Origin of the sequence: Rhizobium ruizarguesonis (assembly GCF_017357285.1) — a bacterium.
Taxonomy (GTDB): Bacteria; Pseudomonadota; Alphaproteobacteria; order Rhizobiales; family Rhizobiaceae; genus Rhizobium; species Rhizobium ruizarguesonis.
In genome coordinates this window covers 604127-625032 of the sequence record NZ_CP071680.1, presented here as the reverse complement: position 1 = coordinate 625032, position 20906 = coordinate 604127, and the positions used below count along the sequence as shown (strand labels likewise).

20 protein-coding genes are annotated in these 20906 nt (G+C 62.5%); 8 read left to right on the top strand and 12 right to left on the bottom strand.

Translation table 11 applies throughout. The features are described from left to right. Position 1: 1 nt before the first annotated feature. From J3P73_RS31010 to J3P73_RS30975, 8 genes are read right to left on the bottom strand one after another with little or no spacing between them, the layout of a single operon-like run. Positions 2–1900 carry a TadA family conjugal transfer-associated ATPase gene (locus tag J3P73_RS31010; RefSeq protein ID WP_130764164.1) on the bottom strand — a complete coding sequence of 633 codons (1899 nt, stop codon included), beginning with the start codon at positions 1898–1900 and terminating at the stop codon, positions 2–4. Positions 1901–1920: 20 nt separating this feature from the next. After that, positions 1921–2877: a Flp pilus assembly protein CpaB gene (gene cpaB, locus J3P73_RS31005; RefSeq protein WP_018071650.1), complete on the bottom strand. Its 957-nt coding sequence runs from the start codon at positions 2875–2877 to the stop codon at positions 1921–1923. Then, positions 2874–3788 (bottom strand): hypothetical protein, encoded by a 915-nt coding sequence (locus tag J3P73_RS31000; protein ID WP_018071651.1) that lies wholly within the window; start codon positions 3786–3788, stop codon positions 2874–2876. The genes cpaB and J3P73_RS31000 overlap by 4 nt, the downstream gene beginning before the upstream one ends. Position 3789: 1 nt before the next feature. Further along, positions 3790–4470, bottom strand: coding sequence for a TadE/TadG family type IV pilus assembly protein (locus tag J3P73_RS30995; RefSeq protein WP_018071652.1), 681 nt, complete (start codon positions 4468–4470; stop codon positions 3790–3792). Then, complete coding sequence (locus J3P73_RS30990; RefSeq protein ID WP_018071653.1) at positions 4442–6082, bottom strand: TadE/TadG family type IV pilus assembly protein; 1641 nt, start codon at positions 6080–6082, stop codon at positions 4442–4444. The genes J3P73_RS30995 and J3P73_RS30990 overlap by 29 nt, the downstream gene beginning before the upstream one ends. Next, the gene (locus J3P73_RS30985; RefSeq protein WP_018071654.1) at positions 6079–6876 is read right to left on the bottom strand and encodes a TadE/TadG family type IV pilus assembly protein; all 798 of its coding nucleotides are present in this window, start codon (positions 6874–6876) and stop codon (positions 6079–6081) included. Before J3P73_RS30985 ends, J3P73_RS30990 begins: the two co-directional genes overlap by 4 nt. A gap of 5 nt (positions 6877–6881) precedes the next feature. Next, positions 6882–7445 (bottom strand): A24 family peptidase, encoded by a 564-nt coding sequence (locus J3P73_RS30980; RefSeq protein ID WP_017968491.1) that lies wholly within the window; start codon positions 7443–7445, stop codon positions 6882–6884. 13 nt (positions 7446–7458) lie between these two features. Next, positions 7459–7662 (bottom strand): hypothetical protein, encoded by a 204-nt coding sequence (locus J3P73_RS30975; RefSeq protein ID WP_018246152.1) that lies wholly within the window; start codon positions 7660–7662, stop codon positions 7459–7461. Between the two features lie 508 nt (positions 7663–8170). On the opposite strand from J3P73_RS30975, the gene J3P73_RS38100 reads away from it, so the two are divergent. Together J3P73_RS38100 and J3P73_RS30970 are read left to right on the top strand one after the other, a co-directional pair. After that, positions 8171–8302 carry a hypothetical protein gene (locus J3P73_RS38100; RefSeq protein WP_012763633.1) on the top strand — a complete coding sequence of 44 codons (132 nt, stop codon included), beginning with the start codon at positions 8171–8173 and terminating at the stop codon, positions 8300–8302. Continuing rightward, a complete protein-coding gene (locus J3P73_RS30970; protein WP_032982691.1) occupies positions 8302–9444 on the top strand; it encodes a TadA family conjugal transfer-associated ATPase in 1143 nt (380 codons plus the stop codon). The genes J3P73_RS38100 and J3P73_RS30970 overlap by 1 nt, the downstream gene beginning before the upstream one ends. 88 nt (positions 9445–9532) lie before the next feature. On the opposite strand, the gene J3P73_RS30965 is transcribed toward J3P73_RS30970, so the two are convergent. The 4 genes from J3P73_RS30965 to J3P73_RS30950 are packed head-to-tail and all read right to left on the bottom strand — an operon-like array spanning position 9533 to position 14569. Continuing rightward, positions 9533–10078: a sarcosine oxidase subunit gamma gene (locus tag J3P73_RS30965; RefSeq protein ID WP_185828653.1), complete on the bottom strand. Its 546-nt coding sequence runs from the start codon at positions 10076–10078 to the stop codon at positions 9533–9535. After that, positions 10071–13028 (bottom strand): sarcosine oxidase subunit alpha family protein, encoded by a 2958-nt coding sequence (locus J3P73_RS30960; protein ID WP_207580059.1) that lies wholly within the window; start codon positions 13026–13028, stop codon positions 10071–10073. Before J3P73_RS30960 ends, J3P73_RS30965 begins: the two co-directional genes overlap by 8 nt. Then, on the bottom strand, positions 13025–13306 hold the full coding sequence (locus tag J3P73_RS30955) for a sarcosine oxidase subunit delta (RefSeq protein ID WP_027690120.1): 282 nt from the start codon (positions 13304–13306) through the stop codon (positions 13025–13027). Before J3P73_RS30955 ends, J3P73_RS30960 begins: the two co-directional genes overlap by 4 nt. Before the next feature lie 12 nt (positions 13307–13318). Next, positions 13319–14569 carry a sarcosine oxidase subunit beta family protein gene (locus tag J3P73_RS30950; RefSeq protein ID WP_024321764.1) on the bottom strand — a complete coding sequence of 417 codons (1251 nt, stop codon included), beginning with the start codon at positions 14567–14569 and terminating at the stop codon, positions 13319–13321. Positions 14570–14656: 87 nt separating this feature from the next. Here J3P73_RS30950 and J3P73_RS30945 point away from each other — a divergent pair, with 87 nt between their 5' ends. The 6 genes from J3P73_RS30945 to glnT all read left to right on the top strand — a co-directional run bounded on the left by J3P73_RS30945 (position 14657) and on the right by glnT (position 20832). Further along, the gene (locus J3P73_RS30945) at positions 14657–15616 is read left to right on the top strand and encodes a GlxA family transcriptional regulator (RefSeq protein WP_075224579.1); all 960 of its coding nucleotides are present in this window, start codon (positions 14657–14659) and stop codon (positions 15614–15616) included. A 79-nt stretch (positions 15617–15695) separates the two neighbouring features. Then, a complete protein-coding gene (locus J3P73_RS30940; protein ID WP_185828651.1) occupies positions 15696–16379 on the top strand; it encodes a helix-turn-helix domain-containing protein in 684 nt (227 codons plus the stop codon). Between the two features lie 88 nt (positions 16380–16467). Continuing rightward, complete coding sequence (locus J3P73_RS30935) at positions 16468–17376, top strand: class II glutamine amidotransferase (RefSeq protein WP_075224577.1); 909 nt, start codon at positions 16468–16470, stop codon at positions 17374–17376. A 38-nt stretch (positions 17377–17414) separates the two neighbouring features. Further along, entirely contained in the window at positions 17415–18101 is a 687-nt protein-coding gene (locus J3P73_RS30930) for a GltB/FmdC/FwdC-like GXGXG domain-containing protein (protein WP_185828650.1), read from the top strand. Between the two features lie 14 nt (positions 18102–18115). Beyond that, a complete protein-coding gene (locus J3P73_RS30925; protein ID WP_003548137.1) occupies positions 18116–19444 on the top strand; it encodes an FMN-binding glutamate synthase family protein in 1329 nt (442 codons plus the stop codon). Positions 19445–19524: 80 nt separating this feature from the next. Then, a complete protein-coding gene (glnT, locus tag J3P73_RS30920) occupies positions 19525–20832 on the top strand; it encodes a type III glutamate--ammonia ligase (protein ID WP_018071665.1) in 1308 nt (435 codons plus the stop codon). Positions 20833–20906: the final 74 nt, after the last annotated feature.

Genomic DNA, 20906 nt, shown 5'->3' with positions numbered 1-20906 from the left:
CTCAGACGAACATGTCCAGTTTTTCGATCTCGCCGTCCTCGCCGAACTCGACGAGCTCGGCGACGAAGCTCGGCAGATAGCCGGTGAAGGCATGCACGGCCTGTCCGCCGGCGCGCCCGACGAGATTGAAGATCGGCTCGACAATGATGAGGCCGCTATCCGGATCGATGCCGATCACCTCGGATATTTCGGTCACCGCGCGCCGGCCGTTCGCCAGGCGGTTCAGCTGCACGACGAGCTCGACGGCGGCAACGATCTGCTGGCGGATCGCCATGACAGGCAGAGAGCTCTGCCCCTGCAGCACCATCACCTCCAGGCGGGTCATCATGTCCTGTGGTGTGTTGGCATGCGCCGTCGTCATCGAGCCGGCATGGCCGGTGTTCATCGCCTGCAGCATGTCGATCGCCTCCGCACCGCGGCACTCGCCCACGATGATGCGGTCGGGCCGCATGCGCAGCGCGTTGCGCACGAGATCGCGGATGGTGACACTGGTCTCGGACTCCGCCGTCTTCGGCCGCGATTGCAGATAGACGACATGGATCCCGTCGAGTTGCAGTTCCGACGTATCCTCGACGGCAACGACGCGCTCGCCGATCGGGATGAACTGCGACAGGCTGTTCAAGAGCGTCGTCTTGCCGGAGCCGGTACCGCCTGAGACGACGATGTTCTTGCGCGAGCGGACGGCCGCCTCGAGGAAGGCGCGCATCGGCTCGCTGAGCGCACCGGCGGTCACCAGCTTGCTGATATCGAGCCGCGACTTGCCGCCGAACTTGCGGATGGTGAGGCAGGCGCCCTTGACCGCCAGCGGCGGAATGACGGCGTTGACGCGTGAGCCGTCCGGCATGCGGAAGTCGGCCATCGCCTCGCTCTCGTTGATCGAGCGGTTGGAATCGACGGCGATGCGCTCGATCACCTTCATCAGCTGCCGCTCATTGGCGAAGGCGAAAGGATACCGCTCCAGTAGGCCGAATTTTTCGACGTAGATCTCGTCGTAGCGCGTCACCATGATTTCCGAGATGACGTCGAGATCCATCAGCTCGGAGATCGTCCCCCAGCGATACATCAGCTCCTCGATGCTGGAGCGCAGGTGCATATGGGCGATCTCATAGCGGTCGCCGGCGTTGAAAAGGGCCTGCCGGGACTGGAAGGCGGCGCTGAACCGCGTATCGAGCTGGGCGAAGTCCGAGCGGGTGGATTCGAAGTTGAGCTTGAGCTGCAGCGCCGAAATCAGCGCCTTGCCGACGTCGAAGAGGCGGCGATTGTCCTGCTCCTCGCGCGCGAGGCTTGCTGCATTCGACGAGGCGTCACGACGCCCCGTACGGGCAATGCGTTTGGCCAGCCACCGATAGACGGCGTTCTTGATGACAAGGATGACGAGATCCTGCGGCGCAGCGTCGAGCGCCTCCTTGATGAACATATCGAGGCGTTCGCGGATGCGGGTGCGCGTCTCCTCGCGGCCGAAATCGGCGGATTTCACCAGCCGGTCATACTGCGTGTCCTTCAGCAGGCGCTCGTGAATTTCCATCTGCAGGGCGAGCACGCGTTCCTGATCGGGAAACTGCGTGACCGCTACGGGGGCCGCGGCCGGCTCGACGAGCTCGATCGTGACGTTCGGCACCCAGATCGACATGCCGGCCGATACCGCAACCGGCGTGCCGGCTCGAAGCGGCTGATCGTCGACGCGCGTCGGGTTGCGGCCGTGATGCTGCACCGACCATCCCTGGCCCGATTTCCGCAGCACGAATTGCGGCGAAGAGACGTGGCTGCCGCGCAGCCGCACGACGCCCGCGCCGGCGGGCAGCGTCAGCGTGCTGCTTTCGCCAACGAAATAGGTCTCGTTCGCCGAGAGCGGGATCACCTCCCGACCGCTGCCGTCCTCATAGGAAATCTTCAACAGCATGGCTCATTCCCCCGCGACGGTCACATGCGCGTCCAGTTGATGCTTGGCAGGTCCTCGACGGTATTGTCGGCCGGATTGCGCAGCACCAGGTTCAGGCTGCCGTTCGACTGGCCCATGGCAAAAATCAGCATCTCAGCTTCCGACGGTGTCACTTCGACGGTCACATTGTTGTAGGTGCTGTTGGCCTTGGTGACTGCACCCTCCGCCGTCGTCGCCGCGCCGACGGCCAGCACTTTGACATTCTGCAGGAAGGTGCGGGTGACGACGCGGGTGCGCGAGCTGATGCCGAGTTTATAGTCCTGCGCTTGTTTGCGGTAGGCGTTGACATCGTTCTCGTCGGCGCCCGGATACTGGGTGAGATAGTTCTTCAGCATCTGCTCGACCGGCGACTGCGGCTGGGCTGGAGCCTGCGGCTGTCCGGCTGCGGCCGGCGCCTGGCCCGGGACCGCAGGCTGACCTGGCACGGCAGCGGGCTGGCCGGGGGCTCCCGGCTGGGCTGCTGCGGCCGGCGCCACGGGCTCGACCGGTTCGTCGACCGTACCGAGGATATCGACATAGCTGCCCGGCTCGACGAAATGGCCGACAGCCGAGGCGGCGTTCACGGGAAGGGTCAGTGCCCGCTTGCCGGGTGCGATCATCGTCGTCAGGCGCCCGCCATCGGTATCGTCGAAATACTGAAAGAGCAGCACCGAGCCGGCCGGAATGTCGCTGGCAGCCGTCCTGTCCTTCAGCCATTCCTGATAGGCGCTGGCCGCGGGAACCGCGAGCTTGGCGAGCGCCCCGAAGCTTTCCGGCAGCATCACCGGTTCGGCGAGCATGTCGGGCGTGATCGCCTGACCTCGCGTCACCTTCCTGTCGGGCTGGAGCCGCATGAAGGCATAGGCCACCTGCTCGTTCTTGACGCTCTCGGTCCAGAAGTAGAGCAGAACGCCGGTGATGAGCCCGACGATGACGGCCGCGATGAGCTTCCAGTTCATGGTGTTATTCCTTCGACGAAGGGTTGCCTGATTTGAATGACTTCGACGGTCCGGCCGTCGGTTTTACTGCGGGTGTACAAGACATTGGCCTCGACGCTGCCGCGGCGGCCATAAAGTGCTGTGACCCGGCCGTGCTGCGCTGGCGGTGTCTCGATGGTGAAGCCATCGCGGACAAGCAGATCGGCGCGCTGATCCGACCAGCGCGTGGCCGACAGCGTGCCTTTCGACACGACCGTGCGCGAGGTGTGGCCCTTGTCGCGATCGCCGATATCGCTCAGCACCTCGACACCGGCCGGCGGACGCAGCGACATCGGCAGCTTGCTGACATCGGCTGGAGCCGCGAAGGCCGGAAGCGTCGAAGCGACATCGTCAAAGCGGCTCATCAGCACTTCGGTCATCGGCGCATCGGCCGGACGACGGATCATGATCGAGACGCCGGGAATCGGCGCTCTCGCGGAAGGATTGGTCGGGTCCTGGCGTCTGAGATAGTCGAGGGCTGCCTCGCCGTCGCCGTCGAAGAACTGAACCACCACGGCAAGATCGTCGCGGATGCGGCTGGTCTTTGGCACGATCAGCATATTGGCGGCAATGACGGCAGTCAGCTCTTGCCTGTCGTTGGCTTTCGGCAGGGCAGGGCGGGTATTGACGGCCAACACCCGCAGCCATTCGTCGGTGATATCGGAAATGCTGCGATCGCTCTGATAGGGCGTGAATTCAAGCGGTTGGCCGTTGATGACGAGATCGCGCGGCGCCCGTTCCGGCGCGCCGACGATACCGGCCAGCATCGAATTCAGCGTCACTCTCAAGTCCTTGTAGATCTCGGCACGGCCCGGTGTGGCCATGGCGGCGGCGAACCCGATGACGAGCGCCAAACCGGCGAGATGAACAGAGATGCGGGGCCCTTGTCTCATCTTATTTCGCTCCCGGAAAGACGCCGTCGAAGAGATCGCCGGAATCGTCGGCGACATCGCGAATTTCCCGGCGCAGCGTCGGATCGTAGCCGTGGCTCGTGGTGTCATTGTTGTGCGAGGCAAACAGCGTCGAATCATCAACCGTGAACGCATCCTTCCAGCGGAGGCTCCTGATCGTATCGAGATCGTCGGAATCCCTGAACTTGTAGACGCGGTCGGCTGTCGCGGTGACGAGCTGCGGCTTCTCATTGGCGAGGTCGCCGACCATGTCGCCGAAGTCGCGGCCGTCGCTCTTCAAGGTATTTTGAACATCGTCCCAGACAAAGGTGCGCTGCGGGTCGCCATCGCCTTCATGCGATGGTGTGCGCGAGCAGTTGATGGCGTCGCCCCCGGGCAGTGCCGGCAGAGCCGGGATCGGGAAGACATTCGAGAAATCCGACGTGCAGTCCAGCCCATTTGCCTCGGCGAAGGCGGCGTTGCGCATCGCAAGCATGGTTCCGACCTTCTTGGTGGAAATCTTGTTCGCGTGGATGACGAAAATCACGATCAGCAAGATAACAGGCGCGGCGAGCACGAATTCGATCGAGGCAAGACCGCGCCTGTCGCGGTGCAGCCGCATCAGCAGCCCGCGGCCTGGAGGACCACCCATAGGCTCAGTGTGTGTTGACGGCAGCCCAGGCATTGGCTCCTCCTCGGTCGAAGACGCGGGTCAAGCCGGTAAAACTGTCGGCCGCAGGGCTCTGCTTGATGGTGTTGGAAACCTCGCCGATATCGTCGGCAAGCGTGGCGGGCGCAAGCGATGCCAGCCAGTCCTGGGTGTAGAGGTCGAAGGCCGTGTAATTGTGGACCCAGCTCTGCGCGAGCGCATAGGCGGAGGGTGTCTTGTCCTTGAAGATGCGGATCTGCAGCCTGGCGCGCGGGGCCCGCGAAACGATCGCCAGCGTCTGGTAGTCGTCGAGCTGCTCGCCGCCGAAGGGCGTGAAGTTAAACGGTATGCGTCCTTTCAGCCAGTAAGGCTTCGGGAAGGAGATGACGGGCAGGGGAGCACCCGCCACGGAAATCGCGCCACCGGCTGGGCCGCAGACCTGGTTCCAGATCATGTCGAACTTGCGGGTGAAATCGTTCTCGTCTTTTGTCTGCTTGTCGGAATAGCGCGGCGGCACGTCGATCGGCAGCTGGAAGGGGTTCACGACGCCGAACTCGATGCCGAAGAATTCCTCGGCGACAAAGAAGCTGCCATCGAGGACCAGTTCCTGCCACCAGCTGAGATCGCCAAATTGCTCGATGATCGCCTTGAACGGAACCTTGCTCAAATAGGCCGGGCCGAAGGCTTCATAAAAGATGTAGAAGTCCACTAAAGCATCGTCGATGCCGCTCTCGTGGTTGACCCAGTCGCGGATATGGCTGCCGTCGACGCCGCCTGCGGTCAACGGACCCTTGCCGTTGGGGAAGCCGCGATTGGCAAACTCGCCGCGCATGAGAAACGGGTCCTGCCCTTGCGTGCCATTGCTCATCGCCAGGCACATTTCAGCATAGGCCGCAGCGGGATTGACGCCGTCACGATCGACCGGCAGGTTACCGCCCGCACCTTCTCCGGCGTCGTCGCAGGATTCGCACGGCGGGTGGAAGACGACATGGTCCGACTTGTTCAGGCGCACCAGATGCAAGGCTTCATTGCCGACCCGCTGCGGAAAGCTCTCGACGAGGTAGTCGTTGAGATCATTCATGGCGTCGATGATGTCGCTGGACTTCACGATGAGGCCCCAGGGATCGTAATCGATCTGTGCTTTTACCGTATATGCAAGCGCCTTGGTGGCTCCTATCGCCCGGACTCCCTGGAACGCCAGGCAAGCACCGTAGATGATGCCGCCGACGATCGGAATCTTCTGCCAGCCCGGGCAATAGGGCATCGGCGGCATCGGCGGCACGAGCGACGCCGGGCCGAAGCCTTCCGTGAAAGAATATTCGGCGAGTTTCGCCAGAATGACGCCCGAGCGCAGGGCGAGTTCGGCCGTCGTCAGCTGGAAGGCGACCGACGTCGCCATGACGACGGTTGCCTGCGACGAGGCAACATTGTTCATCGCCATGATGTTGAGATAGCGCGCTTCCCAGTCGGCATGGACGAGTGCTGCGGCATCGGCCGTATCCTGCGTGCGCTGCTTGTCGTAGATCATCTGTCCCGTATTCAGGATCCAGACGATCATCAGGGCGAGCGCGATCGTCATGTAGAGAATGATCGGCGACAGGAAGCCGCGTTCGTCGCGGTGCAGGCGCTTAATGAGGGTCGGTGTCATAGCAGGTTCACCTCCGCCGTCGAGATCGTGTAGTAGCGGCCGTCCTTCCTCTGGCCGCGGGCAAAGACCCAGCCGGCATATTCGAGCAGCAGGAAGCGGGCTTCCACCTTGGCGGTGACAGGCACATGCGGCGAACGGTTGATGGCGGCATAGATTGCCATCGGCGCGCGATCGACGGTCACGGTAACGTTCTGCGGATCGAACATGTAGCGGGCCTGGTTGCGCATCGCCCGCCAGTTCTTCGAAAGGCCGGAAGCGTCGGCAAGGCTTTTCAGCGCATCTTCCGGCGGCTGGCAGGCGCCGACGCATTTCAGCTGGTCGTAGGGTGCGGCCGGGATCAGCGCCAGGCGGGCGGCAAGATCGGCCTTGCCGGCGGCAGCATCGTCATCGCAGGTCTTCACGTCGATGATGCTTCGCAGCGTGATCGGAAAAGCCGGGCAGAAATAGACGCGGGCGCTGCGGGCCGCCGCATAGGCTGCATAGTGGGTGAAGAGGTGGTTCTTGGCCAGGATCGTGAACTGGAAGACCACGAACATGAAGAAGACGAAGACCGGCGTGACAAGTACGAAATCCATCATCGTCGTGCTGCCGGAGGTATCGCCGTGCAGCTCCGATATCCGGCGCCGGCGGGCGGAAAGCCGCGGCAGCAGCAGCATCGAGGCAAGCAGCATCATGGCGATCGCAAAGGTACCGAGGAGCGCGCCGTGATCCTCAGGGAACCAGAAGGTCCGTGAGTGCAGGATCGAACTCCAGAAGGCACCGTCGAAGATGGGGCGTTCGAGTTCCGCGCGCATTGCCGTTACCTCACGAGTGAAAGAGGGGTGAAATCAGGCATGAAAAGGCACCAGAGAAGTCCGAGTGCAGCGGCAACGCCGAAGCGCACGGTATGATGTGTCTCGCGCGGCTTCAGCACCGAAGCGGCGTCGCGGAAACCGGCGGGCAGGAGAAGCGCAAACAGTCCGACCGTTCGGGCCAGCACGCTCCACTGAACACGCCGCGCCATGGAGAAAACGGCGATCACGCCGCCGACCATGAGCGATGCAAGGGTGACGTCGATGGCGGGCCAGAGGCCAAGAATGGCGCCGAGCGCCGCCATCAGCTTGACGTCGCCGCCGCCGCAGCTTCCGGCTGCGAAGGCGATGAAAAAGATCAGGCCGGCTGCAAGGAGGCCGGCGAAGGCAAGCCCTATTCCTGCGAGACCGCCGCTGACTGCCGCCAACATGAACCCGCCAAGCAGGCAGGGATAGGTGACGGCGTTCGGGATATGACCGTGGCGATGGTCGAGCACCGCCGCGGTCATGGTGCAGGCGACGGCAAGAGCCGCCGCTGCAGGCATCAGGGTCAGATCATAGGTCGTATCCATGATCCCGACCCGCTTATTGACCCGGCTCAGGAATTCTCTCGGCATCCGAGAGCGCCGTGTTCTTTTCGTTGAACCATTCGCCGATCTGCTTGCCGAATGCGAGCAGAAGCAGCATCAGCGGAATGACGATCAGGGCGACGGCCAGGACGATCTGGGCCATGTCGCCGCGCTCGTCCTTGTGAAGTGCAATTGCGAGAGTCTTGAGTTTACCAAACATGTGATTACTCCTCATTCCCAGGTTTGTTTCGGTTCGAAGCCCTGGTGAAGATGAACCAAGCATACGCTATCGATCTGAATGAGCATGTTGCTCGATCCAATGATATTTTCTGCTTCAGCTTATCTTCCCCGGCTGCCAACGTTTGTTGAACAACACCATTAAGACCCAAGAGTGCGCCCAAGGCCAGCCCTCCGTCAAGCAAACGAAACGAAGGGTTCCAATTGTCTTGGAGGCGTCGCCGGCACGATCGCAGTTGACGTCATGTTTTTTCAACTAACCTCTTGAACAGGCTAAGATTTTAGCTGAATGGCCGAAGTTTTTGTCAACCTGGCAAGGCCTCGTCTACTGCTCCATAATTGGTCAATTCTTTCAACGCGATAGAAGAAACGGCGTGTGGCGATCATAATGACTGCCTGCGCGAGGCCCGGCCATGGCGTTGTTTGGCGATCTGGATTAAGCTTTCGTCAAATGGTGGGTATCGCCCGCCGGTCGATCCGGAGAGAGAACGATGGAAACGATGAGCAGCATCTTGATACTTGGATTGGTCCTTATTCCACTGATGATGTTCTTTCCGACCGCGGTTCAGATGATGGCGACACTGTTCGGCATGAGCACGGTCCTGGTCGGGATGCCGCTCTGATGAAAGCCGTTTCCGACGACGCTGCCGAACAGGCAACCTTCCAGGTCCTGACCCGGGCGCTGGACAAACTGCTCGGGCCGATCCGTTTTCTCCTCGACGATCCGAGCGTGTCCGAAATCCTGATCAACGGGACATCCGACATCTTCGTCGAAAGGCGAGGCAAGCTCGAACGCGCCGATACGCGTTTTGCCAGTCGCGAGGACCTGGAATCGGCCGCGCGCAGCATCGCGCAATTCTCAGGCAAGCGGCTGACGCCCGAGGAGCCGAGCATCGAGGCCCGTCTGCCGGATGGTTCGCGCGTGCAGATGATCCAGCCGCCGGCCGCCCGCACCGGGCTCTGCATCTCCATTCGCCGCTTCCTGAAAGAACATCGCAGCATCCGCGACCTCGTCACCCAGGGCAGCCTGACGGAGGAATCGCTGTCGCTGCTGCAGGCGGCCGTCGGGCTGCAGAAGAATGTCATCATCTCCGGCGGCACCGGCACCGGCAAGACGACGATGCTGAACGCGCTGTCGGAAGCCTTTGCCGACCACGAGCGCGTCATCGTCATCGAGGACACGTCCGAACTGCAGATCCGCAAGGAACACGTGGTCTATCTCGAAGTGACGAAACCCGACCGTTTCGGTCGCGGCGGCGCCAGCATCCGCGACCTGTTCCGCTCGTCGCTGCGCATGCGGCCCGACCGGATCATCGTCGGCGAGTGCCGCGGCGGCGAGGCGCTCGATATGATTCAGGCGATGACGTCGGGCCACAGCGGCAGCCTTTCGACGGTGCACGCGAACACCCCCTATGACTCCCTGCACCGGCTGGAAACGCTGGCGCTGATGTCTGATATCGACATGCCGCTTCGGCCGCTGCGCGCCCAGATCGCCTCGGCAGTCGACGTCGTCGTGCAGATCGCCCGCTTCAAGCGCACCGGCCGGCGCCGGGTGATCGAGATTTCCGAGATCAAGGGCCTGAACAATGACGGCCAGTATATCGTCGAAAGCATCTACAAGCTCGAGGGCGACGGTCATTCCAATCCCGACGGCGCACTGCTCTGGACCGGTGTCGTGCCGAGCTTTGCCGCCGATGCGGTGGAAGAGCTGCAAGGCGCGGAGCGCCCCGAATGGGTCGGTGCCGCCGCGCTGCATACAGCTTAAAAACGATCGAAACCTGCCTCTAGAACATCCTATAGTTGGAGCATGATATCATCCGAAAACCGCTCACACTTTTCGGCATCATGCTCTGTCAGACGCTATCCTTTTCAGCGCTCGCCGCCATATGGGTGAGATCGTCCCAGAGGCTTTCGGCAAAACTGCGCAGAACCGTAAGCTCGAAGCTGTCTTTGCCGGTGCGGACGATCTGCACAGAGAGATGACCGACCATCGTCATCGCCGAATGGCCGTCCGGGAAGACGGAAGGATCGAGATCGACGGCGGTACCCCTTGAGAGAAGCGCCCGCGAAGAACGGCCGGAAACGCCGATCCGCACGCGCCCGTGGCTCTGGTCCATGACGAAGGCCTTTCCCGCAAGCGCTGCCGCGAGAGCATCGAGGTTGGCAGGGACAAGCGGCTCGTCGCCGGCGACGAACCATTGCCGGAAACCCGCCTTGCGGATCGAAGTTTTCGCAAAGCCTGCTTTCAGCAATTCCGCAGCGAGCGCGGTTGGCTCGATTGCGCCGAGCACAAGCATGAGATGGCCCTCCGGCAAGGCTTCCAGCCGGACGCCTGCCCCTGAGATGCTGTTATATGCCGTGCCGGCCAGAACCGGTTTGTGCTGCGGAAGATCAGGCATGGAGCTTCTCGTTTTCAGGATCGATGAAGACGGGATGGCAGAGCACCGCATCGGTGAATTCGTTGCGCAGGCCGTTCCAGACCGTCACCTTTTCACCGATGCGCTCCGGCCCACGCCTGACGAGCGCCAGGCCGATCGTATGGCCGAGCCCCGGCGAAAAGGCGCTTGATGTCACGTAGCCCTGGTCGTTCTCGAGCGTCGCCGCAACGCCGTCGGCAAGAATATGCGAGCCGGTGCGGAAACCGCTTGCCGGATCGAGCGGCTTGACGCCGACGAGGCGCGGCCGCTCAGGGTCCTGCAGTCCTTCGCGGGCAAGCATTGCCTTGCCGATGAAATCCGGCTTGGTGGATGAAACCATGCGGCCGAAGCCGAGATCGCCGGGCGTTACCGTGCCGTTGATTTCGGCATGAGTGACATGACCCTTTTCGATGCGCATGACGCCGAGCGCTTCGGCGCCATAGGCGCAGATGCCATGTTTCTCGCCCGCCGCCATGATCGCATCGGCGACACCTTCGCCGTAGCCGGCCGGTACTGCAAGCTCGTAGGCGAGTTCACCGGAGAAGGAGATCCGGAAGAGCCGGCCTTCGAGGCGGCCGCCGAAGAGGGAGACCTTGCGGGCGCTCATGAAGGGGAAGGCCGCATCCGACAAGTCCTCGTCGACGATCTCCTCAAGAATGGCGCGCGACTTCGGCCCGGCAACGGCCATCTGCGCCCATTGATCGGTCGAGGAGGCGAAGCAGACGTCGAGTTCCGGCCAGAGCGTCTGGGCGCAGAATTCGAGATGGGTGAGCACGCCGGCGGCAAGTGCGGTCGTCGTCGTCATGAAGAAATGCTCGTCACTGAACCGGCTGGTGGTGCCGTCATCATAGATGAAGCCGTCCTCGCGCAGCATGATGCCGTAACGCGCCTTTCCCACAGCAAGCTTGGCGAAGCCGTTGCAATAGATGCGGTCGAGGAAGGTCGCGGCATCCTTCCCGAAAATCTCGATCTTGCCGAGGGTCGAGACGTCGCAGAGGCCGGCATTTTTCCGGATGTTCAGCACCTCGCGGTCGACGCTTTCGCGCCACGTCGTCTCGCCGGCACGCGGAAACCAGGAGGACCGGTACCAGAGGCCGGTTTCGACGAAGACCACGCCGTTCTTCTCGGCCCAGCCATGCAGCGGCGATTTGCGCGCCGGCTGGAAATGTTTGCCGCGCGATGTCCCGGTCAAGGCGCCGAAGGAAACCGGCGTGTAGAAGGGCCGAAAGGTCGTCGTTCCCACCTCGGCCGGCGACACGCCGCGCGCCTCGGCAAGGATGCCGATGGCGTTGATGTTGGAAAGCTTGCCCTGGTCGGTCGCCATGCCTGATGTGGTGTAACGCTTGGCGAGCTCGACATGGCCGTAGCCTTCGCGGACGGCGAGGCCCAAATCCTTGAGATGCACGTCGTTCTGGTAATCGACGAAAGCCTTGCCCTTCGAGTCTTTGACCGACCAGAGCGGCTTTGCCTGTGCAGCCGCCTCGGAGGCCACAGTAAAGGCCGGTTCCGCCGCCGCGAAGCCGATCGTCTTCAACGCGGCAGCTGCCTTTGCGGCGCCATCGCCGAGGCAGGTCGCCGTTTGCGCAAGGCCGGCGGCCGAGCCGGCAACGATCAGACCTTCCTGCTGAGCAGGCGCCAGAAACGCCGATGCCTCGTCCGACCATTGCGGTTTTGCACCGCGATGGCAGGCAAGATGAATGATCGGGCTCCAGCCGCCCGACATGGCAAGCGCATCCGCTTCGATCCGACGGGTGCCGGTTGCTGCCTCGACGCTGACGCCGCGCAGGCGCTTGCCGCCGAAAGCATCGATGAGCCTGGCGCCCTTCAGCACCTCGGCGCGGCCCTGCCAGCTCGCGGCCGCATCCCCGCGGCTGTCGACGATCGCCGCGACCGCGAGGCCGGCTGTTTCAAGATCGGCTGCGGTGCGGTATCCGGTGTCGTTAGTGGTGAAGATGACCGTGCTTCTGCCAGGTGCTACCGCCTGCCGGTTGAGATAGCTGCGCATGGCGCCCGCCATCATCACACCGGGAATATCGTTGCCGCCGAAGACGAGTGGCCGCTCCTCGGCGCCGGTCGCAAGGATCGCCTGGCGGGCGACGATGCGCCACAATCTTTCGACCGGGCGTTCCGGATCGGGCATCGCCACATGCTTCTGCACCCGTTCGACCGCGCCGAAGACATTGTCGTCGTACCAGCCGAACACCGTCATGCGCGGCAGACGCCGCACATTCGGAAGACCCTCCAGTTCGGCAAGCAGCTCACCGAGAAGCGCGTCTGCCGGCTTGCCGTCAATAGAACCGCTGTCGGAAAGCAGGCTGCCGCCCAGTTCGGGTCCCTCGTCGGCGAGGATGACGCGCGCACCGGCGCGGCCGGCGGTCAGCGCTGCGGCAAGACCGGCAGGGCCCGCGCCGATCACCAGCAGATCGCAATGCGCCCAGCATTTCTCGTAGCTATCGGGATCGGCCTCGTAGGACGCCCTGCCGAGGCCCGCCGCCTTGCGGATCACCGGCTCGTAGAGTTTTTCCCAAAGCGCCGCCGGCCACATGAAGGTCTTGTAGTAGAAGCCGGCGCTGAGGAAGGGCGACAGCAGCCCGTTGACCGCGCCGACATCGAAGCCGAGCGAAGGCCAGCGGTTCTGGCTCTTTGCTGTCAGCCCCTGGTAAAGCTCGATCATCGTCGCGCGCGTATTCGGTTCGGTGCGCCCGCCGTTGCCTGTCGTCACCAGCGCGTTCGGTTCGGCGGCCCCCGCCGTCAGGATGCCGCGCGGGCGGTGATATTTGAAGCTGCGGCCGACGAGCTGGACGCCGTTGGCAAGCAGCGCCGAGGCAAGCGTATCGCCCGGATGGCCTTCAAGGGGCCTGCCGTCGAAAGTAAAGCCGAGCGACGTGGTGCGATCGATGCGGCCGCCGGAGGAAAGACGGAAGCTCGTCATGCCGGTTCTCCGCCGAGCTTGGAAAGGGCAGCATCCCTGACGCCGTGGACCGCATGGGTGACGGTATCGCGTTCGACGATCAGCCAGCGGCGGCATCCGGAAGAGTGGTGCCAGTATTCGCTGTGCCGGCCGCGCGGATTGTCACGCAGATAGACATAATCGAACCACGCCTCCGCACCGGCATCCGGCGCCGGCCGAGCAAGGCCGGCATCGCCGCGGATCGAGAATTCCTCCTTCGGTCGGGCGCCGCAATGAGGACAGGAAATCAGGCTTGCCATCGTCAAATGTCCTCAGTGCAGATTGGGCTGGGCGCCGACGCCCTTTTCGTCGATCGGGTAGCCGCGCGCGAAGCGGTCGAGCCGGAAGGCGCGGGCGGTCTGATGCGGCGCATTGCGGGCAATCAGATGGGCGTAGCAGAAGCCGGAGGCGGGTGTCGCCTTGAAGCCGCCGTAACACCAGCCGGCGTTGAGATAGAGATTGTCGATATGGGTGCGGTCGATGATCGGCGAGCCGTCCATGCTCATATCCATGACGCCACCCCAGGAGCGCAGATAGCGCACGCGCGACAAGGAAGGGATCATCGCCAGCCCGGCTTCGGCGACATGTTCGACCGAAGCGAGATTGCCGCGCTGGGCATAGGAATTATAGCCGTCGATATCGCCACCGAAGACCAGGCCGCCCTTGTCCGACTGGGACACGTAGAAATGCCCGGCGCCGAAGGTGACGACCGTGTCGATGAACGGCTTCAGCCCCTCTGAAACAAAGGCCTGCAGCACATGGCTTTCGATCGGCAGGCGAAGGCCGGCCATATCGGCAACGACGGTGGAATTGCCGGCGGCCGCAAGCGCCAGCTTGCCGCAACCGATGAAGCCCTTGCTGGTCTCGACGCCGGTAATCTGACCATTTTCGCTGCGGATGCCGGTCACCTCGCACTGGGTGATGATGTCGACACCGCGTTGATCGGCGCCGCGCGCATAACCCCAGGCGACCGCATCGTGACGCACCGTGCCGCCGCGCGGGTGGAACAGGCCGCCCATCACAGGGAAACGGGCATTGTCGAAATCGAGGAAGGGCAATTTCTTGCGCACCGCCTGCCGGTCGAGAAGCTCGGCGTCGACGCCGTGCAGCCGCATGGCATTGCCGCGGCGCGTATAGGCGTCGCGCTGCGCGTCGGAATGGAAGAGGTTGAGCACGCCGCGCTGCGAGACCATGGCGTTGAAGTTGAAGTCCTGCTCCAGCCCTTCCCACAGCTTCATCGACAACTCGTAGAAGGGATTATTGCCCGGCAACAGGTAGTTCGAGCGGATGATCGTCGTGTTCCTGCCGATATTGCCGGAGCCGAGGTAGCCCTTTTCGAGGACGGCGACATTGGTGACGCCGAATTCCTTGGCAAGATAATAAGCGGTGGCAAGACCATGGCCGCCGCCACCGACGATGATGACGTCGTAATGCGGCTTCGGCGCCGGGTCGCGCCAGGCAGGCGACCAGCTTTTGTTGCCGCGAAGGCCGTTCAGGAAAATCGAAAGAGCGGAATAGCGCATGGGTCAATCCGAAATGAACAGCTGCATGATGCCAGAAAGAAGCGGACAGACTTGCACGTTAGGGACATAAATGGCTAAGAAGGAGACATGTCCTCCCTTGATAGCAGAAATGCCCAGACGATCGGTTTCATCCTTATCCCGGGATTTGCGCTGATGTCCTATGCCTCGGCGACCGAACCGCTCAGGGCGGCAAATCTCTTGGCGGGACGTGAGATCTATCGGCTGCAGATCTTCTCGCCGGATGGCGCACCGGCGCTTTCCTCCTCGGGCGTCAGCGTCCCGGCCGAACCTCTGCCCGTCAGGGGCGCGGGGCTCGGAACGGCCTTCGTCTGCGCCGGCGGCTTGCCCCGGGACTGGCGGTATCCCGGCGTCCTTTCCTGTTTGAGGCAGCTGTCGCGCGAAGGTGTGAGGATCGGCGGCATCTCGGGCGGTCCGTATCTGATGGCCGCCGCCGGACTGCTTGGCGGCCGCGACTTCACCATCCACTGGGAGCATGCCTCAGCGCTTCTCGAAGCCTTCCCGGACCTCACGCCGCGTCAGGCGCGCTTCATGATCGACGGCAACAGGATTACCTGCGGCGGCGGCATCGCACCGCTCGACATGATGCACGTGCTGATCGCCGAGCGCATGGGGCCGGATTTCGCCCGCCGCGTCAGCGACTGGTATCTTCATACAGAGGTCAACGAACCCGCAGCCCCGCAGCGCGCCTCGCTGGCGGAGCGCTATGGCGTCCATCATCCAGGCCTGCTCAGCGTTCTCGAACGAATGGAGGAGACGATCGAGATGCCGCTCGAGCGTGCCGCCATGGCGCGCATCGCCGGCGTCACCACCCGCCATCTCGACCGGCTCTTTGCTGCCCAGCTCAATACCACCTTCCTCGATCAGTACCGCAGGATCAGGCTGCAGCATGCCCATCGCCTGCTGAAACAGAGCCCGCTTTCCGTCTCGGAAATCGCGGTGGCCACCGGTTTTTCCAGTCTGAGCCATTTTTCCCGGATGTTCCGCGCGGTCTACGGCATCGCTCCGCGCGCGGCGCGGCGGGAATAGTTTTCTTCACGGTTGAGAAATTTTCACTATGACGATAGGGTTGCCTTCAGACAAAAGACAAGGCGGCAGTGGAAAACCCATGAAATTAAAGCGTGAAGCGGCAGAGCAACCGGAACAGGCCCATAGTGGACGCGCGGCCCTTTCCCAGGATCCGCACGCCGTCCGCGAGCCGAAGGAAAACAACCTCGAAATGGCGATCGGCCACGAGGTGCGCGCCTACCGCAAGAAACTCGGCATCACGGTCACCGATCTGGCGGCCGCGACCGGCATTTCACTCGGCATGCTGTCGAAGATCGAAAACGGCAACATCTCGCCGTCGCTGACGACGCTGCAATCCCTATCACGGGCGCTCGGCGTGCCGCTGACCGCGTTTTTCCGCCGCTTCGAGGAACCGCGCAATGCCGTCTTTGTCAAGGCGGGGCAGGGCATCGAGCTCGAACGGCGCGGCACGCGCGCCGGCCATCAATATAATCTGCTCGGCCATATCGACAACAATACCAGCGGCGTCATCGTCGAGCCCTATCTCATCACGCTGACGGCCGATTCCGACATCTTCCCGACCTTCCAGCACGAGGGCATGGAATTCCTCTACATGCTCGAAGGCGAGGTGGTCTACCGTCACGGCGACCAGCTTTTCCAGATGCAGCCGGGCGACAGCCTGTTCTTCGATGCCGATGCGCCGCATGGGCCGGAACAACTGGTGAAACTCCCGAGCAAGTACCTTTCGATCATCACCTATCCTCAGCGCAGCTCGAAAGGCTGACTTGCCTTAAAAGAAAAAATCTTTCTTCCGAGTTGAAATCCCAAAACAGACCTGCTAGTTCTTTCTCAACACGAACGGAGGTCTGGTCATGTGCGGAATTGTGGGTCTCTTCCTCAAGGATAAAAGTCTCGAACCGGAGCTCGGCGCGCTGCTGTCCTCCATGCTGGTGACGATGACGGATCGGGGGCCGGACAGCGCCGGGATCGCGATCTATGGCGACGCCAGCGGCAGCAATGCCAAGATCACCATCCAGTCGGCCAATCCGAAGAAGGATTTCGCCGGCCTCGAGGCCGAACTCGGCCAGGCGGTTGGCGCACGGGTCGCCATCCAGGTGAAGAGCACGCATGCCGTCATCACGCTTGCGAGGGACCTGCTCGACGCGGGCAAGGCAGCCGTTGCGGAACTGCGTCCGAACGTTCGCATCATGAGCAGCGGCGACGCCATCGAGATCTATAAGGAAACCGGCCTGCCGAAGGATGTTGTCTCCCGCTTCGCGGTCAATTCAATGGCCGGCACCCACGGCATCGGCCATACCCGCATGGCGACGGAATCGGCCGTCACGACGCTCGGCGCCCATCCTTTTTCCACCGGCTCCGACCAATGCCTGGTGCATAATGGCTCGCTGTCCAACCACAACAATCTGCGCCGCGAGCTGAAGCGCGAAGGCATGACCTTCGAAACGGAAAACGACACCGAGGTCGCCGCCGCCTATCTGACGGCAGAGATGGCCAAGGGCAAGAATCTCGGCCAGGCGCTGGAAGGCGCGGTGGATGACCTCGACGGCTTCTTCACCTTCGTCGTCGGCACGAAGTCCGGCTTCGGCGTCGTGCGCGACGCGATTGCCTGCAAGCCCGCTGTCATGGCCGAAACGGACCAGTATGTCGCATTCGGTTCGGAATACAGGGCGCTCGTCAATCTGCCCGGCATCGAGAATGCCCGGGTCTGGGAGCCGGAGCCTGCAACCGTCTATTTCTGGGATCACCAGAAGGTCGCTTGACCGGCACCTCATGCGCATTCTCCAAGGGTTATCGAAACATGCCTGTCATTGATCTTGCCACTACGCCGTTGCGTGAACTCAACAGCGCCCTGCACAACATCCAGAACGCTTCGAACGATCTTTCCTTCGAAGTCGTCAATCCGCGTGGCAGCCATTCGGTTGCCGTCGGCATCGATGCACCCGTCACGGTCGACGTGAAGGGGTCCGTCGGCTATTATTGCGCCGGGATGAACGACGGCGGGACCGTCACCGTTCATGGTTCGGCAGGTCCGGGTGTTGCGGAAAACATGATGTCTGGAACAGTCGTCATCGAGGGCGATGCCAGCCAGTATGCCGGCGCAACCGGCCGCGGTGGCCTCCTTGTCATCAAGGGCAATGCGGCGTCACGCTGCGGCATCTCGATGAAGGGCATCGACATCGTCGTTCATGGCAATATCGGCCACATGTCCGCCTTCATGGGCCAGTCCGGCCACCTTGTGGTGCTCGGCGATGCCGGCGACGCGCTTGGGGATTCGCTCTACGAGGCGAAGCTCTTCGTGCGCGGTTCGGTCAAGAGCCTGGGTGCCGATTGCATCGAAAAGGAGCTGCGTCCCGAGCATCTGACGAAGCTGGCCGAACTTCTCGAAAGGGCGGGGGTGACCGAAGTGCGGCCCGAGGAATTCAAGCGTTACGGCTCCGCCCGCAAGCTTTACAATTTCAATATCGACAACGCTGACGCATATTAAGGCGAGGGACCATCATGAGCTATCACAACCCCTATACCCCGCCGCGCAAGTCCGCGACCTTCGACGATTACACGCTGGCGGAAATCCGCCGTGCTGCGGCGACCGGCATTTACGACATCCGTGGCGCCGGCACCAAACGGAAGGTTCCGCATTTCGATGACCTGCTGTTTCTCGGCGCATCGATCTCGCGCTATCCGCTCGAAGGTTACCGCGAGAAGTGCGACACGTCAGTCGTCCTCGGCGCGCGCTTCGCCAAAAAACCCATTCACCTGAAGACGCCGATCACCATTGCCGGCATGAGCTTCGGCGCGCTCTCCGGCAATGCCAAGGAAGCGCTCGGACGCGGCGCGACGATTGCCGGAACCTCCACCACAACAGGCGACGGCGGGATGACCGATGAAGAGCGCGGCCATTCACAGACGCTGGTCTACCAGTATCTGCCGTCGCGATACGGCATGAATCCCAAGGACCTGCGTCGCGCCGATGCGATCGAGGTGGTTGTCGGTCAGGGCGCAAAGCCCGGCGGCGGCGGCATGCTGCTCGGCCAGAAGATCTCCGATCGCGTCGCCAACATGCGCAATCTGCCGAAGGGCATCGACCAGCGCTCGGCCTGCCGCCATCCGGATTGGACCGGCCCGGACGACCTCGAAATCAAGATCCTGGAACTGCGCGAGATCACCGACTGGGAAAAGCCGATCTATGTGAAGGTCGGCGGCGCGCGTCCCTATTACGATACAGCGCTTGCCGTGAAGGCCGGTGCCGACGTGGTGGTGCTAGACGGCATGCAGGGCGGAACCGCCGCGACACAGGATGTCTTCATCGAGAATGTCGGCATGCCGACGCTTGCCTGCATCCGCCCCGCTGTCCAGGCGCTGCAGGATCTCGGCATGCATCGCAAGGTGCAACTGATCATCTCGGGCGGCATCCGTTCGGGCGCCGACGTGGCCAAGGCACTGGCGCTGGGCGCCGATGCCGTTGCCATCGGCACGGCGGCGCTTGTTGCGATCGGCGACAACGATCCGCACTGGGAAGAAGAATACCAAAAGCTCGGCACGACGGCCGGTGCCTATGACGACTGGCACGAAGGCAAGGACCCGGCTGGCATCACGACGCAGGACCCGGAGCTGATGAAGCGGCTTGATCCGATCGCCGCTGGCCGCCGTCTTGCCAACTATCTGAAGGTTATGACGCTGGAAGCCCAGACCATCGCGCGCGCCTGCGGCAAGAACCACCTGCATAACCTGGAACCGGAAGATCTTTGCGCGCTGACGATGGAGGCCGCCGCCATGGCCCAGATCCCGCTCGCCGGCACGAACTGGTATCCCGGCAAGGGAGGCTACTGATTTCTACCGGCCGGGCAAACGTCCCGGCCGTCTCGCATCCATAACCAAAGTGTCTCCAAGAAATCCAAAGGGGAACGAGAATGACACTGGACCTTGCTGCTTTTGCCAGAGACAAAGGCATCAAATATTTCATGATCAGCTATACCGACCTGTTCGGCGGCCAACGCGCCAAGCTGGTCCCCGCAGAAGCCATCGCCGATATGCAGAAAGATGGCGCCGGCTTTGCGGGCTTTGCAACCTGGCTCGATCTGACGCCTGCCCATCCCGACCTGTTTGCGGTTCCCGATGCTTCCTCCGTCATCCAGCTACCCTGGAAGAAAGACGTCGCATGGGTTGCTGCCGACTGCGTCATGGACGATCGGCCTGTCGAACAGGCACCGCGTGTGCTGCTGAAAAGACTGGTCGCTGAAGCTGCGAAAGAAGGGCTCCGGGTCAAAACCGGCGTAGAGCCCGAGTTCTTTCTCATCTCCTCGGACGGCTCGGTGATTTCGGACCAGTTCGATACAGCCGAAAAGCCCTGCTACGATCAGCAGGCCGTGATGCGTCGCTATGATGTCATCGCCGAGATCTGCGACTACATGCTCGAGCTCGGCTGGAAGCCCTATCAGAACGACCACGAGGACGCGAACGGCCAGTTCGAGATGAACTGGGAATATGACGACGCGCTTCAGACAGCCGACAAGCACTCCTTCTTCAAGTTCATGGTCAAGTCGGTCGCCGAAAAGCACGGCCTTCGCGCCACCTTCATGCCAAAGCCATTCAAAGGCCTGACCGGAAACGGCTGCCATGCCCATATCTCGGTCTGGGACATCGATGGCAAGGTCAACGCCTTCGCGGACAAGGAAATGGCCTTTGGGCTCTCCGCTCAGGGTAAGACCTTCCTCGGCGGCATCATGAAACACGCCTCCGCGTTGGCCGCGATCACCAATCCGACGGTCAATTCCTACAAGCGCATCAACGCGCCGCGCACCACATCGGGCGCGACCTGGTCGCCGAACACGGTCACCTGGACGGGCAACAACCGCACCCACATGGTGCGCGTGCCGGGACCGGGACGTTTCGAGCTGCGCCTGCCGGACGGTGCGGTCAACCCGTATCTGCTGCAGGCGATCATCATCGCGGCCGGCCTTGACGGCATCCGCAGCCAGGCCGATCCCGGCCGGCATTACGATATCGACATGTATGCCGAGGGGCATCTGGTGAAGGACGCGCCGCGTCTGCCGCTCAACCTGCTCGACGCGCTGCGTGCCTATGATGCCGACGAGGGATTGAAGCAAGCGATCGGGGCTGAGTTTTCCGCCGCCTATCTCAAGCTCAAGCACCAGGAATGGAATGCCTACTGCTCGCATTTCACCCAGTGGGAACGCGACAGTACGCTCGACATCTGAGTGGCTGGACGCCTCCAATCACTGACGCGCCGGGGCGAACAGGCTCCGGCGTGATCGGGTCCCCTGCACTTGAT

Bases quoted from the DNA above. Each gene is read 5' to 3' on its own strand.
- J3P73_RS31010 (WP_130764164.1), bottom strand. From the start codon at position 1,900: ATGCTGTTGAAGATTTCCTATGAGGACGGCAGCGGTCGGGAGGTGATC.
- cpaB (WP_018071650.1), bottom strand. From the start codon at position 2,877: ATGAACTGGAAGCTCATCGCGGCCGTCATCGTCGGGCTCATCACCGGC.
- J3P73_RS31000 (WP_018071651.1), bottom strand. From the start codon at position 3,788: ATGAGACAAGGGCCCCGCATCTCTGTTCATCTCGCCGGTTTGGCGCTC.
- J3P73_RS30995 (WP_018071652.1), bottom strand. From the start codon at position 4,470: ATGCCTGGGCTGCCGTCAACACACACTGAGCCTATGGGTGGTCCTCCA.
- J3P73_RS30990 (WP_018071653.1), bottom strand. From the start codon at position 6,082: ATGACACCGACCCTCATTAAGCGCCTGCACCGCGACGAACGCGGCTTC.
- J3P73_RS30985 (WP_018071654.1), bottom strand. From the start codon at position 6,876: ATGCGCGCGGAACTCGAACGCCCCATCTTCGACGGTGCCTTCTGGAGT.
- J3P73_RS30980 (WP_017968491.1), bottom strand. From the start codon at position 7,445: ATGGATACGACCTATGATCTGACCCTGATGCCTGCAGCGGCGGCTCTT.
- J3P73_RS30975 (WP_018246152.1), bottom strand. From the start codon at position 7,662: ATGTTTGGTAAACTCAAGACTCTCGCAATTGCACTTCACAAGGACGAG.
- J3P73_RS38100 (WP_012763633.1), top strand. From the start codon at position 8,171: ATGGAAACGATGAGCAGCATCTTGATACTTGGATTGGTCCTTATTCCA.
- J3P73_RS30970 (WP_032982691.1), top strand. From the start codon at position 8,302: ATGAAAGCCGTTTCCGACGACGCTGCCGAACAGGCAACCTTCCAGGTC.
- J3P73_RS30965 (WP_185828653.1), bottom strand. From the start codon at position 10,078: ATGCCTGATCTTCCGCAGCACAAACCGGTTCTGGCCGGCACGGCATAT.
- J3P73_RS30960 (WP_207580059.1), bottom strand. From the start codon at position 13,028: ATGACGAGCTTCCGTCTTTCCTCCGGCGGCCGCATCGATCGCACCACG.
- J3P73_RS30955 (WP_027690120.1), bottom strand. From the start codon at position 13,306: ATGGCAAGCCTGATTTCCTGTCCTCATTGCGGCGCCCGACCGAAGGAG.
- J3P73_RS30950 (WP_024321764.1), bottom strand. From the start codon at position 14,569: ATGCGCTATTCCGCTCTTTCGATTTTCCTGAACGGCCTTCGCGGCAAC.
- J3P73_RS30945 (WP_075224579.1), top strand. From the start codon at position 14,657: ATGTCCTCCCTTGATAGCAGAAATGCCCAGACGATCGGTTTCATCCTT.
- J3P73_RS30940 (WP_185828651.1), top strand. From the start codon at position 15,696: ATGAAATTAAAGCGTGAAGCGGCAGAGCAACCGGAACAGGCCCATAGT.
- J3P73_RS30935 (WP_075224577.1), top strand. From the start codon at position 16,468: ATGTGCGGAATTGTGGGTCTCTTCCTCAAGGATAAAAGTCTCGAACCG.
- J3P73_RS30930 (WP_185828650.1), top strand. From the start codon at position 17,415: ATGCCTGTCATTGATCTTGCCACTACGCCGTTGCGTGAACTCAACAGC.
- J3P73_RS30925 (WP_003548137.1), top strand. From the start codon at position 18,116: ATGAGCTATCACAACCCCTATACCCCGCCGCGCAAGTCCGCGACCTTC.
- glnT (WP_018071665.1), top strand. From the start codon at position 19,525: ATGACACTGGACCTTGCTGCTTTTGCCAGAGACAAAGGCATCAAATAT.